Origin of the sequence: Streptomyces sp. NPDC058464, from assembly GCF_042721035.1 — a bacterium.
Lineage (GTDB): Bacteria > Actinomycetota > Actinomycetes > Streptomycetales > Streptomycetaceae > Streptomyces.
In genome coordinates this window covers 1-13,978 of the sequence record NZ_JBHXMA010000004.1, presented here as the reverse complement: position 1 = coordinate 13,978, position 13,978 = coordinate 1, and the positions used below count along the sequence as shown (strand labels likewise).

The window sequence follows — 13,978 nt, the reverse complement described above, 5'->3', positions numbered from 1 at the left end:
CCCCCTTCTGACGTGCTGGGCAGCCGTCAACCGTACGCGAAGGGGGCCCGCTGAAGCTACGCGCTGACCGAGACGAGCTTCTTGCCGTCGAAGGTCATGACCTCGAAGTGGTCGATCTGGTTGGGGGTGAAGGCGGCCCCGCCGTGCACGTAGAGGGGCTCCTTGGCCTTCGCCGACTTGGCGTCGGTGATGCCGTATCCCCAGGTCGGAACGGACCAGGAGGTCACCGTCTCGCGCTCGCCGTTCTTGCCGACGGCGATCAGCGAGCACTTCTTCGGGCCGGTGACGTTCTCGAGCTGGAGGACCGCGTGGGTGCCCCAGTCCTTCTTCTCGACGGCGACGGTGGCGCTGACGTGGGTCGTCGGGTCCGTGGCCGACTTCTTGTCGGTCATGGTCTGGAAGGCCGCCTGGGCGGGGCCCATCGCCATGTCGCCGCTGTTGTCGCTCGAGCCGCTGCCGAGCGCCACGCCGGCCGCCGAGCCGCCGGCGATCAGCACGACCGAGGCCGCCAGCGCGAAGATGTTGCGCCGGCTGCGGACCTTCCGCTTCTCGGAGACCTCGACGACGAGTTTCTCGGCCATCCGCGGACTGGGCTTCGCGGACAGCGACTCGCCGATGGACGGGGTACTTCCGGAACCCGGCAGATCCGCCAGGGCCGCGAGCATGGGCTCCATCCCGGCCAGCTCGTCGAGCTGCTGGGCGCACCATTCGCACCCGGCCAGATGGGCCTCGAAAGCGGTTGCCTCGGCGTCGTCGAGAATCCCCAGCGCATACGCGCCGACGGTCTCGTGCTCATTGGGCACCGGAGATTCCTGCATGGCACCAGACATACCCGAACCACCTGTGCCGAACCCGCCGTGCCCCCCGTACACACTCATCACGCCGTCACCCCCCGCTCCTCCAGAGCCAGCTTCATCGACCTGAGGGCATAGAACACCCGCGAACGGACGGTGCCGCTGGGTATACCCAGCGTTTCGGCCGCCTCGTTGACGGTACGCCCCTTGAAGTACGTCTCGACGAGCACCTCCCGGTGGGCCGGGGTCAGGTCGTCGAGCGCGTCAGACAGCGTCATCAGCCACAGCGCCTTGTCGATCTCGTCCTCCGCGGGGATGACCTCCAGCGGCGACGGATCGACCTCCTGCGGCCGGGCCTGCCGGCTGCGGTGACCGTCGATGACGATGCGGCGAGCGACCGTCACCAGCCAGGGGCGTACCGATCCGGTCGCTCGATTGAGCTGTCCGGCGTTCTTCCAGGCACGGATGAGTGTCTCTTGCACGACGTCCTCGGCGCGTTGCCGATCACCGGCGACCAGCCGAAGGACATACGCAAGGAGAGGTCCGGCATGCTCCCGGTAGAGAGCACGCATCAGCTCCTCATCAGGCTCCGAGGGCTGGGACATGCGATGTCGGGCCCTCGATCCACGTTCATTGGCCACGGCCGCATCCTTGCGCACGCCCACCTCCGGTGTCCGGGGGTTCCCCCAGTCGGTCGCTCCCCCACCGGTACGGAAGTGGCTCGCGGCGTGTTCAACAAGACCCCACATTTTTCTGCGAGGTGACATGACGAGCGGGACATGACCCCACATTCCCACCGCGTGATCTTTACATTTCCGACACAACGTCGAGGGCGGCCGGGTTGCCCGTACTCGCCGGTCACCAAACGGAGTGTTGTCGAAATCACTTTCGCGGAGCTTCGATGAAGATCCGGCAGAAGCCGCGAATGGGGCGGGAGTTGGGATGTGGAGTGACGGCGATCACGCGCGCTCGGGCGTGTTCACATGTGTTCACGCGTGTTCCCTCGTGCTTCACGCGCGGGCGAGCGCGGCTCGGCGCCGGTGCCGGGCCACCCGCTCGCGGTTCCCGCAGACCTCGCTGGAGCACCAGCGGCGCCTGCGCCCCCGGGAGGTGTCCAGGTACACGAGGGGGCAGTTGTCGCCCTCGCACTCCCTGATCGCCGCCCGGGCGACGGGGTCGGTGAGCAGCTCCACGGTGTCCCGGGCGACGGCGGCGAGCAGCGCGGCGCACTCCGGCGGGCCGGCCAACTCCCGCACCAGAAGTCCGTCTTCGTCGGGTACGGCGCGCGGCGCCGGGGGTGCGGCGGCGCGCGCGAGGTCGTTGACGCGGGCGAGCGCGAGGTCGTACGGCCGGACCCTCGGCGTGTGCCGACCGCGCACCAACTGGCCCACGTGTACCCGCAGTTCACGGAACCCGACGAGCCAGCCGGAGTCGGCGTGGGCCAGCGGGGTGCCCGGCGGGACGAGTCCGGATCCGGTGATCCAGGCCCGCAACGGTTCCAGCCCGTCGAGCCGTTCGCCGGGATGCGTGGTCGCGAGCAGATCGAGACAGATCCGCCCGGCGTCGAAGCGCAGCTCGTACGGGGCCGCGGCCGTACCCAGTGCCATGTGCCTGTCACCGCCTACGCCTAGGACAGGGGAACCGTTCTGTTCACAGTGCCCGGTGCGGCGGGCGGCCGGAAGTCCTCGTACCGGTGTTCCGCCGTTCCCGTGGTCCGGTGTTCCGGTGTTCCCGTGGTCCGGTGTTCCGGTGTTCCCGTGGTCCGGTGTTCCGGCGTCCCGTCGTTCCGCGGGGTTCCCGCGCGTCCCCGCTCCGGGCGGGGACGCCGGTGCCCGGGACGCGGGCCGTCCCCGTTCGGTCCGGATACCCCGGCAGGCCTCGCGGCCCCCACCCTCCGGCCGTGACCCTGTGTCCTGCGAGAACGCACAGCGAGCCGCCCCAGGGGGGACCCGTGAGGGACGGCGGTTCAGAAGGGACACATCCATGAGCAAGCGCACCCGGTTCGTCGCGATGGCGACGGCCGTACTGCTGGGCGCCGGCGGCCTGGCCCTGGCACCGGCGGCGAGCGCCGCCGCGCCGTACCACGGCATCGACGGCGGCGGCGCCGTCACCGACGACTGGCAGGACGAGGAGAACCTCGGCGTCGACGACTACGCCCAGAGCAACGCCACGGCCCTGTGGGAGACCGTGCTGTGGGCGGACGGCGCCCAGTACCAGGACGACGACGGCGACTCGCACCCGTTCGAGAAGAGCAAGATCGACGGCTCGTTCGGCCCCGAGACCGAGTCGGCCACCCAGTGGTGGCAGGAGCACTTCGGCCTCTCGGACAACGACGGCGTGGTCACCGAGCAGAGCTGGACCTTCGCCCAACAACGGCTCACCGGCCCGGCCGCAGGCAGCGCCGTCACGTTCCACGGCACCGCGCACAACGCCACCCTCAAGCGGATCAGCAACAAGTACCGGGTGCGCATCAAGGGCACCGGTTCCTGGAAGATCGCGTACTACGACCAGCTCGGCTGAGCACAGCGCGGGGGCGGGCGACGCCGGTGTCGTCGCCCGCCCTGCGGGGCAGCGCCCACCACAGCCCGGCGGCCAGCAGCGCGGCGAGCGCGGACGCGGCGAGGGCGGCGATCCGCCACCGCCGCTGTCCTATGGAGGGCTCGGCGGGCTCGGCGGGCTCGGGGAGCCGGGCGGGCACGGCAGGCCCGGCACGCCCGGCACGTCCGGCAGGCCCGGGTGCCGCTTCCGCCGCCGGCTCCGGCGCGCCCTGCGGCCAGGCCTGTTCGGCCAGCTCCCACAGCGCGAGCAGCCGCGCCTGGTCCCCGCCGGCCAGCCGGCACAGCACCTGTGTCGCGCCCCGCGGGGGCAGTCTGTCGCCGCTCAGATAGCGCTGCCAGGACGACTTGCTGTACGCGGTGCGCCGGGCCAGTCCGGCGAGGCTGAGTCCGCTACGGCCCTTCAGGACCCGCAGTTGCTCGACCAGATGCCGGGCCTCGCGCGGCAGCGTGGCCGGCAAGGGCTGCCAGCGTGTCATGTTCCGTCTCCCCCGTGTGCCGTGGTCCGGCGTCAGCGTGCCGCCCGGCCGGAGAGATCCGGCAGAGCGCACGGCCGTGGACCCGGGGCACGGACCGTCGCCCGTGCGCGGCCGCACGGGACGGCCCGGCGCGCCCGGGAAGCGACGGACCGGAGTGGCGAGCAGGACGCCGCCCGCTACGGCCCGTTGCCCGGCGGCGCTCCCCAGAACGTCGTACGACGGCCGGCCGGTCCGCTCATCCCCATGGCGGAGAACCGCCCTCACAGTTCAGCCGCACACGGCTCAACCGCACGTGGCTCAACCGCACGTGGCTCAACCGCACGTGGCTCAGCCGCACACGGCTCAGCTGCCCAGGGCGAGGGCGAGTTGGGCGTCGATGGCGGACATCGTGGTCAGGCTTCCGGAACCGACCCGGACGTTGGGCGCGGTGCCGTTCTGCGTGGACCGCTGGGCCGCCTGGGAGAGGGCCGACCAGTCGTTCTCGAAGTCCAGGCCGGACACGGTGATCATGCTGCCGCCGCTGTTGGAGCCGTTGCCGCCGACCTCCGACTGCTGTCCCGAGCGCCAGGCGCGGCCCTGGCCACGCCGTGGTCCAGGGCCAGAGCCGCGTCCGCCACGTCCAGCCGCGGGGCCAGGACGGCGAAGCGGCGGCGAACCTCCAGCGAGCGGGACCGGCAGCGGACCGGCCGTCCGATTGTCCGGCTGCCCGGAGGCCCGGATGCCCGGCCGTCCGGCTCAGACGTCCGCGTACTTCGTGTCCGCCGCCGGGTCCAGGGCGAGCCGGTACCCCCGCTTGACGACGGTCTGGATCAGCTTCGGCGCGCCCAGGGCCGTACGCAGGCGGGCCATCGCCGTCTCCACGGCGTGCTCGTCGCGCCCGGCGCCCGGCAGCGCGCGCAGCAGCTCGGCGCGGGCCACCACCCAGCCCGGCCGCCGCGAGAGCGCCCGCAGCAGGGACATCCCGGCCGGTGGCACCGGCTTCAGCGCGCCGTCGACGAGGACGGCGTGCCCCCGGATCTCCACCCGATGCCCCGCAATCGGCAACGCCCGGGCCCGCGAGGGCAGTTCCTGGCAGAGCAGCTGTACGAGGGGGCCGAGCCTGAAGCGTTCCGGCTGGATGGTGTCGATGCCGAGGGCCTGGAGCGGCAGGGCCGTCACCGGTCCGACGCAGGCGGGGACGACGTCGTGGCCGAGGGCGGCGAGCAGGTCGCCGAGCAGCCCGCGGTGCTCGGCGCGGGAGACGAGGGAGGCCGCGGCGGGGGCGCTGGTGAAGGTGATCGCGTCGACCGAACGGGAGACGACGGTGTCGAGGAGCCGGTCCACAGGCCCGAGGTCCTCCGGCGGCATCCACCGGTACACCGGCACCGGCACCACCTCCGCGCCCGCCGCCCGCAGCGACTCCACGAACCCGGGCAACGGCTCCCCGTGCAGCTGTACGGCGACCCGGCGGCCGTCGACGCCCTCCTCCAGGAGCCGGTCGAGCACCTCGGCCATGGACTCGGAGGACGGCGACCACTCCTCGGTCAGCCCGGCGGCCCGGATGGCCCCCTTGACCTTGGGCCCGCGGGCCAGCAGCTCCACGTCCCGCAGCCGCCCGAGCAGCTGCTCGCCGAAGCCCCAGCCGTCGGCGGCCTCGACCCACCCGCGGAACCCGATCGCGGTGGTCGCGACGACCACGTCCGGCGCCTGGTCGATGATCTCCTTGGTGGCGGCGAGCAGCTCCCCGTCGTCGGCGAGCGGCACGATGCGCAGGGCGGGGGCGTGCAGCACGGCGGCACCACGCCGCTGCAGCAGTGCCCCGAGCTCGTCGGCGCGGCGCGCGGCCGTGACCCCCACGGTGAACCCCGCGAGAGGTCCGTGCGGACCGGGGTCCGGCCGCTGCTGTTCCTCGTCCATCGCCATGGCTGCTCTCCTAGCTGGCCCGCATGCCGAACGAGCCTGTCAACGGTGCGTGACAGGCTCGGTTCGGGTTGATGTCACCGGTGTTACGTCACACTTCGGCGTAGCTGAGCTGCGCCTTTGCCTCGGTGGCGGCCGCGGCCTGCTCCCGCACGGCCGGCCGGCGAAGGTATACGGCCCAGGTGACCGCGAAGCACAGGCCGTAGAAGGCCAGGAAGGCGACGAAGGCGCCGGTGCCGCTGCCGTAGGAGAGGTACGACTGCCGGAAGGCGAGGTTGATGCCGACGCCGCCGAGCGCGCCGACCGCGCCGATGAGCCCCATGGAGGCCCCGGACAGCCGCCGCCCGTAGGCCGCCGCTTCCTCGCCTTCCAACCCCTTGGCGAGAGCCTTGGCCTGGAAGATGCCGGGGATCATCTTGTACGTCGAGCCGTTGCCGAGCCCGCTGAGCACGAACAGCACGACGAAGACGGTCACGAACATCGGCAGCGACTTCTGCATGCTGGCGACGACGAGGAGGGCGGTGGCGGCGGCCATGCCGACGTAGTTCCAGAGCGTGATCCGCGCCCCGCCGTACCGGTCGGCGAGCCAGCCGCCGACGGGCCGGATCAGGGAGCCGAGCAGCGGACCGATGAAGGTGAGGTAGGCGGACTGGAGCGGCGTCCGGCCGAACTGGACCTGGAGCACCTGCCCGAAGGCGAACGCGTACCCGATGAACGACCCGAACGTCCCGACGTAGAGGAAGGACATGATCCAGGTGTGGCCGTCCTTGGCGGCGTCGATCGCGGCGCCGGTGTCGTTCTTCACAGTGGCGAGGTTGTCCATGAAGAGCGCGGCGAGGACGGCGGCGACGACGATCAGCGGGATGTAGATGCCGAGCAGCACCCGCGGCCCCCCACTCGCCCCGATGATCGCGAGGGCGACCAGCTGGATGACCGGCACGCCGATGTTTCCACCGCCGGCGTTGAGCCCGAGCGCCCACCCCTTCTTCTTCAACGGGAAGAAGGCGTTGATGTTGGTCATGCTGCTGGCGAAGTTACCGCCGCCGATCCCGGCCAGCAGCCCCACCAGCAGGAACGTGTCGAAGGACGTCCCCGGCTTCATCACCGCGAACGCGGCGACGGTCGGGACGAGCAGCAGCCCGGCGCTGATGATCGTCCAGTTCCGGCCGCCGAAGACCGCGACGGCGAAGGTGTACGGCACCCGGACGACCGCGCCGACGAGCGTGACCATCGAGGTCAGCAGGAACTTGTCGGCCGGGGTGAGCCCGTACTCCGGCCCCATGAACAGCACCAGAACCGACCACATGGTCCAGATCGAGAACCCGATGTGCTCGGAGAGGACGGAAAAGATCAGGTTCCGCCGGGCGACCTTCTCTCCGGTCGCGTTCCAGAACGTCTCGTCCTCCGGATCCCACTCCTGGATCCAGTGACTGTGTGAGGTAGGGGCTGGGGCTGTCATGACGCCTCCACGGTGCTCCGCGTGCTCGGGCTGCTACGAGTGACTAGGCCACGAAGGTAGGGAGGCGTCGTTTCCGCGCTGTGGCTGTGGGTGACCGGAAGGGAACGTTGCTCTCACCCTGCGGGGAGGCCCGGTGAGAGGTCGGCGGGCGTCGGAGGGCGGGGACGGGTCAGCGGGACGGGTACGGAGGCTGCTGGGGCTGCTGGTGGTAGGGGCCGGGGGCGTACGGCCCCGGGGGCTGCTGAGGAGCGGCGTACGGCCCGGCGGGCTGCGGGGGCGGGGCGTAGGGGCCGGGGGTGTGGGGGGCGGGGGGCTGCTGACCGTAACCGGGGGCGGGGGCGGGGGCGGCGGGGGGTTGGCCGCCGTAGGGACCCTGACCCCCCTGGCCGCCGTACGGGCCGTAGGGACCGGCCTGCGGCGAGGGCTGTTGCCACGACTGCTGGGACTGCTGCACCGGCCCCGGTTGCATGGGCATGGGCATGGGCGCAGACATGGGCACAGGCATGGACATGGGCATCGGCATCGGCATCGGCATCGGAGTGCCGGGCGGCAGATACCGCACCCGCCCGCCCTCCCCCGTCACCGGTATGAACCCGGCGGCCTGGAGTCGCTGCGCGAACTTGGCGTTGCGCCCGCGCGTGACGAAGAACCCGAGCCCCATGACCGCCATGAGGAGGACCCACACCACACCGGAGACGACGAAGGCCCCCGCACTCCCGCCGGCGCGCGCCGCGGCCAGCACCAGCCCGAGGGTGATGCCACCGGCCCCGAGCAGCATGCGCTTCTCGGCGTTCTTCCCGGTGAGGTCGAACTGGATGCGGGCCTTGAGGAGTTCGACGGCGTCGGGCACGAGGGGCGGCAGCGAGACACCGTCGGCGGCGTTCGGGTACTGCGCCCAGTTCTGCGCGGCGCGCGCCCGCCCCTGCGGGCTGTGGTCGGGCACGATGAGGAGTTTGAGCACGTTGTTGCGGGAGCCGGTGTGACGGGCGTCGGCGTACTCGTACCCGAACTGCTGGGCGACGAAGGCGAGCCGGGCGAGCTTCTTCACGGAGGCCCAGGCGTTGGTGAGCTCGACGGGCTCGCCACTGGCCATCAACTGGAACATCTTCCGCACTTGCCGCGCGCTCATCGCATCCGCTCCCCGTTGATCGAGCCACTCTTTTCACTTACGCAACCTGGGAAGTCTTCCATGCGGCATGCATCGAGAGAACGGCCGCCGAACGGATTGACTGGAGCTTGACCTGCCGTCAGCAATCGCCGACCTCGAACCACAACAGCTTCCCCGCACCGCGGTCGAGCAGACCGCCGTCCCCGACGGACAGGCCGCCCCACGAGTCCGCGTACTCCTCCACGAGCCGCAGGCCGCGCCCCTGCTCGGCTTCCGCCGGGACGTACGGCACACGGTCCCAGGGAGGCTCCCCGAAGGGGGCGGGGATACGCGGGTGACTGTCCCAGACCCCGACCCGCAGCCGTCCGTCCGCGAGAGCGGTGAGCCGGAGGGAGGCCGGGCCGCGTGTGTGCCGGTAGGCGTTGGTGACCAGCTCGGAGGTCAACAGCTCGACGGCGTCGAGGGCCTTGCCTCTGCCGTGACCGCTGAGCACCGCTCGTACGGTCATACGTGCGACGCGTGCCGCGCGGGGATCACGGGGCAGGCGAAGGGCGTACGTCCAGGTGTCGGGCAGGAATACGGTGTCCACGAGGACCTCCGACGAGAGACGGGACTCGGGTTCGCTCAACGACCGCGCCGGGCGGTGGCTCTGCCTGGGGAGGTGCGCTTCCGGCTTACGGGCGGGGAGTTGGGCGACGCGGAACCACCATAGAGCGCCGCGATGTAATAATTGACACCACCCAGAGGAAATGCTTGACAATTACCTCCTGTGGGTGACTCACGGGTAATGCGATGACGAGAGAGGGCTCAGTGCCGCCCAGCACCATCCCCACCTTGCGCCAGCAACGTCTCGGCGCCGAGTTGCGCAAGCTCAGGGAGCACTCCGGGCTCACGTCGACCTCCGCCGCAGGGCTGCTCGGCCTCAAGCAGGCGCAGATCAGCAACATCGAGTCGGGCCGCTACGCCGTGAGCGCCGACCGCGTACGCAGCATGGCCCGTACGTACAGTTGCGCCGACACAGCACTGGTCGAAGCCCTCGCCACGATGACCGGCGGACGCACACGCGGTTGGTGGGACGAGTACCGGGATCATCTGCCCGCCGGGTTGATCGACCTGGCCGAACTCGAGCACCACGCGACCGAGTTGCGCGTGGCCCTGGTCATCCACATCCCCGCGCTGCTGCAGACGACGGACCACGCCCGCGCACTCTTCCGTGCGGTTCACCCGCCGCTCCAGCAGTACGAGATCGAACACCGCCTCACCCACCGCATCAAGCGCCAGGGCATCCTTCACGGAGCCGATCCCACCCCCTACACGGCCGCCATTCACGAGGCAGCGCTCAGAATGGGGTTCGGTGGCCGAGACATGGCCGCCGCTCAGCTCAAGCACCTCGTCGCCACGAGCGAACTGCCCCACGTCACTGTCCGGGTCATCCCCTTCGGCAAAGCGAGTTTCCACGGCACAGGCCAGGGCATCGACTACGTCGCGGGGGCGGTGCCCCAACTCGACACGGTGCAGCTGGACACCCACCACGGCTGCGAATTCCTGGACGGTGAAGCGCAGTTGCGCAAGTACCGATCAGTGGTCGACCACATGGAGGCGAGCGCACTCACCCCCCAAGCCTCCCGAGACCTCATCCACCGCATCGCCCAGGAGCTCTGAGGAAACCCGCCATGCCCGAACTCATCTGGCAGAAGTCCACCTACAGCGGTGACGCTTCCAACTGCGTCGAGATAGCCACCGCCTGCTCAACCATCCACATCCGCGACTCGAAGCACACCACCGGCCCCCACCTGACCGTCGTATCCTCCGCCTGGAGCCGCTTCGTCTCCCGCGTGGCACGGCCCCGGCCACAGTGACCGCGTGGGAACGGACATCCACGGCTGGATCGAGTGCCGCACCTGGCGGGAAGACCGCCCAACGACGAGACGGCGTGGTCGCCGGCATCAGCCTGTCGATGCTGCGGATGCGGCGGGACTACGACGGCTTCGTCTGCCGGTGGCCATGATGAACGGGCGAGGGGCAGGTGAACTCAGGGCCGGCACTCGGCGCTCCCCCTCCGGGACGTCAGCTTCTCTGTGATCCAGACACCTTGCTTGCCGATCCGAAGCAAGCTGCTGTAGAGGACGTAGTCGTCGTTGGACGGTGTGGTGACGTCGGTCTTCCCGGTCTTCAGGCTCTTGTTGTACGCCTTGGTCTGATCCTCGCAGTAGACGAGACCGGCAGTTCCGTCCGCGTTGGTCTTCACCTTGGCGTCGAAGAACCGCTTCGTGCCGGTGATCCGGTCCTTGTAGTCCACGAACTCCTGGATGAACTTCTGGCTCCCCGCCGCCGCTTCGCCCTCGGAGTAGAAGCGGTACGCCTTGTCGAGCGGGTCCTGGTCGGCGATCGCCATGTCGACCGCCTTGATGAACTGCTCGGTGTCGCTGAGGACCGCGTCCTTCTTCTCGTCGCCCGTCTTCGACCACTCGAAGGCGTACGACAAGTCGGACGGCAGCTTGATTTCCGGCCGCTCAGCCACGCTTGCCGCCGAAGCGCGAGCCGGAGCCGAGGACTTCGGAGCGGTCTCAGTCGACTTTGCCGACCTGTCGTCGGACTTCGACTCTTCGACGCCGCATCCGCCAAGAACCAGCACACCCACAACGCCGACGCCGACTGCCCTCGCTACGGCTGGCACTGAGCCGCCCCCCTGCTGGAAATGATCTGTGATGTCTGCCAGACGCCGTCGGAGTTCTTGTCGAGCCTGGTGTTGTACGTGACGTAGCTGTCCTTGGTGACAGGCGTTTTGTTGATCTTTCCGGTCTTCTTGTTCTTACTGAAGCCCTTGCTCTCGTCGCCGCAGTACGTGAGGACGGCCGACGTCTTGCTCTCGAGCGTCACCTTGCGGTCGTAGTACCGAACGACGCCCGTGATCGTGACGTCGGCCTTCTTGAACTGGGCGACCCAGGACAGCGTGGCCTCAAGAGCCTTACCCGTGTTGTAGTAGGCGAGCCCCTCCCCCTTGGGATCCGTCCCGGTGATGGCGGCGTCCTCCGCCCGCGCCCTTTCCGCACCGTCCGCGAGTACCGCGTCCTTGACCGCATCCCCGGTCCGGCCGCCCTCGAAGGTCAACGTCACATCCGACGGCAACGCGATCTTCGGGCGGCCGTCGGCCGATGTCGAAGCAGAAGCACTCGGCGAGGCCGTAGCCGACGCGCCGGTCCTCGTGGGCATGGCCGAGGCGTTGTCCGCGGCATCCGCTCCGTCGCCGCTGTTCCCACCGCATCCGGCGAGAAGGGAAACCGCGATCATTCCGGCGGCGGCCTTCGCGAGGTGGGTCAGGGCTGACACTTGGCGCTCCCCCGCTGCGACGAAAGCTTCTCTGTCACCCAGACTCCCTTGTCGTTCTTGTGTAGTTGCGTGCTGTAGAGGACGTAGCTGTTCTTGCTGACAGCGGTCCTGTCGACCTTCTTGGTTTCCAGATAGAAGTCGTAAGCCTTGCCCTGGTCCTCGCAGTAGACCAGCGACGCCACATCCGGAGCGCTGACGTTCACCACCGGGTCGTAATAGCGGTAGTGACCGGTGGTCCGCGCTTTCGCCGTCACATAGGCCTGGACGTACCGCTGTATCTGGGCGGCGGCTTCACCCTCGAAATAAAACCGATAGGCCTTGTCCGACGGATCCTGATTCGCGATGGCGAGGTCGACCGCCTTGATGTTCTGCTCGCTGTCCGCCAATACGGCGTCCTTGACCGCATCCCCAGTGCTGGGCCAGTCGAAGGCGTAGGTGAGGTCCGAGGGCAACGTGATCGTCGGGCGCCTCGACGCGGTCACCGATGCGCTCGGCGCGGCCGATGCCTGCGTGGCCGACACCTTGTTCGCCGTGTCGTTCGGCTTCGATCCCCCGTCGTCCCCGGCGCCCTCGCCGCATCCCGCGAGGAGAAGTACGGCGGTCAGACCGGCTGCGGCTGCCATGGGCAGGCGAGAACGGGGGTTCACGAATGACTCCTGGTAAGGCAACTGGAATAGGGGCATGAGGTGCGGAGAACACACACGCGCGTCGGCTAACCGGCACAGGCCCTGTCGCCACGATGCGAGGTCAGGGCCGTGGTCTGCCAGACTCCTGAGGCGTTCTTCTGGACGCGCGTGTTGTACAACACGTACGGACTCTGTTCCGAAGGCGTCCGGTCGACTTTGCCTGTCTTGCGGTTCTTGTTGAAACCTTCGCTCTCGTCGGAGCAGTAGAGGACCGTCGCCGTGGTCTTTCCGGAGGCCAGGGTGACCTTGGGGCTGTAGTAGCGGGTAGTGCCCGTGAAGGAGAGGTCAGCGTCCAGATACGCCTGGATCCAGGCGACGGCACCGCTCAACGCCTTGTCCCGGTAGTAGAAGGACAGGCCGGGTGCGCTCGTGTCGCCACGCAGGATGGCGTCGTTCGTAGAGTCGATGCGTGCGGCGACGTCTGCGAGTACGGCGTCCTGCGCGGCATCGCCCGTCTTCCAGCCTGCGTATTCGTCCTTCACGTCCGACGGCAACGCGACCTGGGGACGGTCCGCGGCGGCCACCGCACTCGGCGATGCGGATGTGCTGCCGCCCCCTCCCCTACCGGCCGCGTTGTCGTCACCGCTGGAGCCGCCGCTCCGGCCACAACCACCGACGAGCAGCACGATCGCGGCCCCCGTGAGTGTGCGTGCGAACAGACGGGGCCGGCGGCTCACCTTGAAACTCCTGCTGGGTGGTGTGGTCGGGACGGATGCCTCACCTGTTGACGGACTGGATCTCCTGCACGGTGACGTCCTGCGACCGACCGAAGGAGCCGTCGGGCAGACGGCGGTCATTGGTGCCGTCACTGCCGGACCAGGTGATCCGCCAGGTGATGGTGGCCTTGAGCTGATACGAGCCGTTGCCGGACGACCGGAGGTACTTCACCCCACAGGGTGGCGTCTTACCGGCGTCGCCCGCGGCGTACTCCTCCCCGACTCCGGCACTGCCTTTGTTGAACTCACAGACCCCCGAGGCCGGGTAGGTGACCGCGTCGGATGTGCCCGGTTCGATCTTGAGGGAGACGGGTGTGGCAGTGGTCGTCGCCCACATGCCCAGGACATCGATGCGCGCGGTGACCGAGACCGGCTTGAACGTCGTCTTGTCCAGCCATACCCACGTGGGAAGGTTGACCTTCGTCTTGTCCGCCGGGGCCAGGCTCACGTCCTTGGAGGGCACCCGGATCTCGTTGTAGGCGAGTTCGGCGAGGATCTGTGGCGTGACGGCGTTCTTGATGTTGGCCGGCGGTGCGTCGCCCGTGGCCACCCAGAAATAGGGCTCGTCGCACTTGTCCCAGCCGGGCGGGAAGGACTCGTTGACGTACGAGTCCCACCAGTAACCCTTGCCGGTCTCGTCCTTGTTGAAGTCCTTGTAGGGGTGACCGTTGACGTACCGGTCGCGCTGGGTCGCGTCCCACGCGTCACCGGTCGAACCGGCCTCCCAGATCGGCTCCAGATATGCCTGCAGCGCGGCGGGGCTGTACTTGGGGGCGTACCAGCACGCCGGCGGGGTCCAGGACGTGGTTGAGGTGACGGACCCGACAGAATCACCTGAGCCGTTCTTGGAACGGTCGTACCGGATCACACCGACGGTCGAGGAAAGGGAGCCGTTACCGGAGGAGTTTCCATGCTCCTGCGTCTCGGTGGTCGCGGTCCCGTCATCCCCTCG

At 69.2% G+C, this 13,978-nt stretch carries 17 protein-coding genes; 3 read left to right on the top strand and 14 right to left on the bottom strand.

What is annotated here, in order from left to right:
- Positions 1–56 precede the first annotated feature (56 nt).
- The 3 genes from ACFWPQ_RS07080 to ACFWPQ_RS07070 form a co-directional block, all read right to left on the bottom strand.
- Positions 57–878 carry an anti-sigma factor family protein gene (locus ACFWPQ_RS07080; protein ID WP_384030798.1) on the bottom strand — a complete coding sequence of 274 codons (822 nt, stop codon included), beginning with the start codon at positions 876–878 and terminating at the stop codon, positions 57–59.
- Complete coding sequence (locus ACFWPQ_RS07075) at positions 878–1,399, bottom strand: sigma-70 family RNA polymerase sigma factor (RefSeq protein WP_010039908.1); 522 nt, start codon at positions 1,397–1,399, stop codon at positions 878–880. Before ACFWPQ_RS07075 ends, ACFWPQ_RS07080 begins: the two co-directional genes overlap by 1 nt.
- A gap of 405 nt (positions 1,400–1,804) precedes the next feature.
- A complete protein-coding gene (locus tag ACFWPQ_RS07070; RefSeq protein WP_384030797.1) occupies positions 1,805–2,401 on the bottom strand; it encodes a CGNR zinc finger domain-containing protein in 597 nt (198 codons plus the stop codon).
- A 376-nt stretch (positions 2,402–2,777) separates the two neighbouring features.
- On the opposite strand from ACFWPQ_RS07070, the gene ACFWPQ_RS07065 reads away from it, so the two are divergent.
- Entirely contained in the window at positions 2,778–3,314 is a 537-nt protein-coding gene (locus tag ACFWPQ_RS07065) for a peptidoglycan-binding protein (RefSeq protein WP_384030795.1), read from the top strand.
- Here the strand turns inward: ACFWPQ_RS07065 and ACFWPQ_RS07060 are convergent.
- From ACFWPQ_RS07060 to ACFWPQ_RS07035, 6 genes are all read right to left on the bottom strand, one after another.
- Positions 3,265–3,828: a helix-turn-helix domain-containing protein gene (locus tag ACFWPQ_RS07060; protein ID WP_384030793.1), complete on the bottom strand. Its 564-nt coding sequence runs from the start codon at positions 3,826–3,828 to the stop codon at positions 3,265–3,267. The genes ACFWPQ_RS07065 and ACFWPQ_RS07060 overlap by 50 nt on opposite strands.
- 342 nt (positions 3,829–4,170) lie before the next feature.
- Positions 4,171–4,338, bottom strand: coding sequence for a hypothetical protein (locus ACFWPQ_RS07055; protein WP_384030791.1), 168 nt, complete (start codon positions 4,336–4,338; stop codon positions 4,171–4,173).
- 225 nt (positions 4,339–4,563) lie between these two features.
- Positions 4,564–5,724 (bottom strand): uroporphyrinogen-III synthase, encoded by a 1,161-nt coding sequence (locus tag ACFWPQ_RS07050; protein WP_384031357.1) that lies wholly within the window; start codon positions 5,722–5,724, stop codon positions 4,564–4,566.
- A gap of 94 nt (positions 5,725–5,818) precedes the next feature.
- Entirely contained in the window at positions 5,819–7,186 is a 1,368-nt protein-coding gene (locus ACFWPQ_RS07045; protein ID WP_384030790.1) for a nitrate/nitrite transporter, read from the bottom strand.
- A 169-nt stretch (positions 7,187–7,355) separates the two neighbouring features.
- Entirely contained in the window at positions 7,356–8,315 is a 960-nt protein-coding gene (locus tag ACFWPQ_RS07040) for a hypothetical protein (protein ID WP_384030788.1), read from the bottom strand.
- Positions 8,316–8,433: 118 nt separating this feature from the next.
- Positions 8,434–8,883, bottom strand: coding sequence for an ATP-binding protein (locus ACFWPQ_RS07035; RefSeq protein WP_384030786.1), 450 nt, complete (start codon positions 8,881–8,883; stop codon positions 8,434–8,436).
- Between the two features lie 221 nt (positions 8,884–9,104).
- On the opposite strand from ACFWPQ_RS07035, the gene ACFWPQ_RS07030 reads away from it, so the two are divergent.
- Together ACFWPQ_RS07030 and ACFWPQ_RS07025 are read left to right on the top strand one after the other, a co-directional pair.
- Complete coding sequence (locus tag ACFWPQ_RS07030) at positions 9,105–9,956, top strand: helix-turn-helix domain-containing protein (protein ID WP_384030784.1); 852 nt, start codon at positions 9,105–9,107, stop codon at positions 9,954–9,956.
- A gap of 11 nt (positions 9,957–9,967) precedes the next feature.
- Complete coding sequence (locus ACFWPQ_RS07025; protein WP_384030782.1) at positions 9,968–10,153, top strand: DUF397 domain-containing protein; 186 nt, start codon at positions 9,968–9,970, stop codon at positions 10,151–10,153.
- 173 nt (positions 10,154–10,326) lie between these two features.
- Here the strand turns inward: ACFWPQ_RS07025 and ACFWPQ_RS07020 are convergent, their stop codons facing one another.
- The 5 genes from ACFWPQ_RS07020 to ACFWPQ_RS07000 all read right to left on the bottom strand — a co-directional run.
- Positions 10,327–10,815, bottom strand: a complete 489-nt coding sequence (locus ACFWPQ_RS07020; protein WP_384030780.1) for a hypothetical protein — start codon at positions 10,813–10,815, stop codon at positions 10,327–10,329.
- A 143-nt stretch (positions 10,816–10,958) separates the two neighbouring features.
- A complete protein-coding gene (locus tag ACFWPQ_RS07015; protein WP_384030777.1) occupies positions 10,959–11,624 on the bottom strand; it encodes a hypothetical protein in 666 nt (221 codons plus the stop codon).
- Positions 11,612–12,271 carry a hypothetical protein gene (locus tag ACFWPQ_RS07010; protein ID WP_384030774.1) on the bottom strand — a complete coding sequence of 220 codons (660 nt, stop codon included), beginning with the start codon at positions 12,269–12,271 and terminating at the stop codon, positions 11,612–11,614. Before ACFWPQ_RS07010 ends, ACFWPQ_RS07015 begins: the two co-directional genes overlap by 13 nt.
- Positions 12,272–12,336: 65 nt before the next feature.
- Entirely contained in the window at positions 12,337–12,987 is a 651-nt protein-coding gene (locus ACFWPQ_RS07005) for a hypothetical protein (protein WP_384030771.1), read from the bottom strand.
- Positions 12,988–13,027: 40 nt separating this feature from the next.
- Positions 13,028–13,978, bottom strand: a 951-nt coding sequence (locus ACFWPQ_RS07000; RefSeq protein ID WP_384030768.1) for a hypothetical protein, incomplete at its 5' end; no start/stop codon positions are given.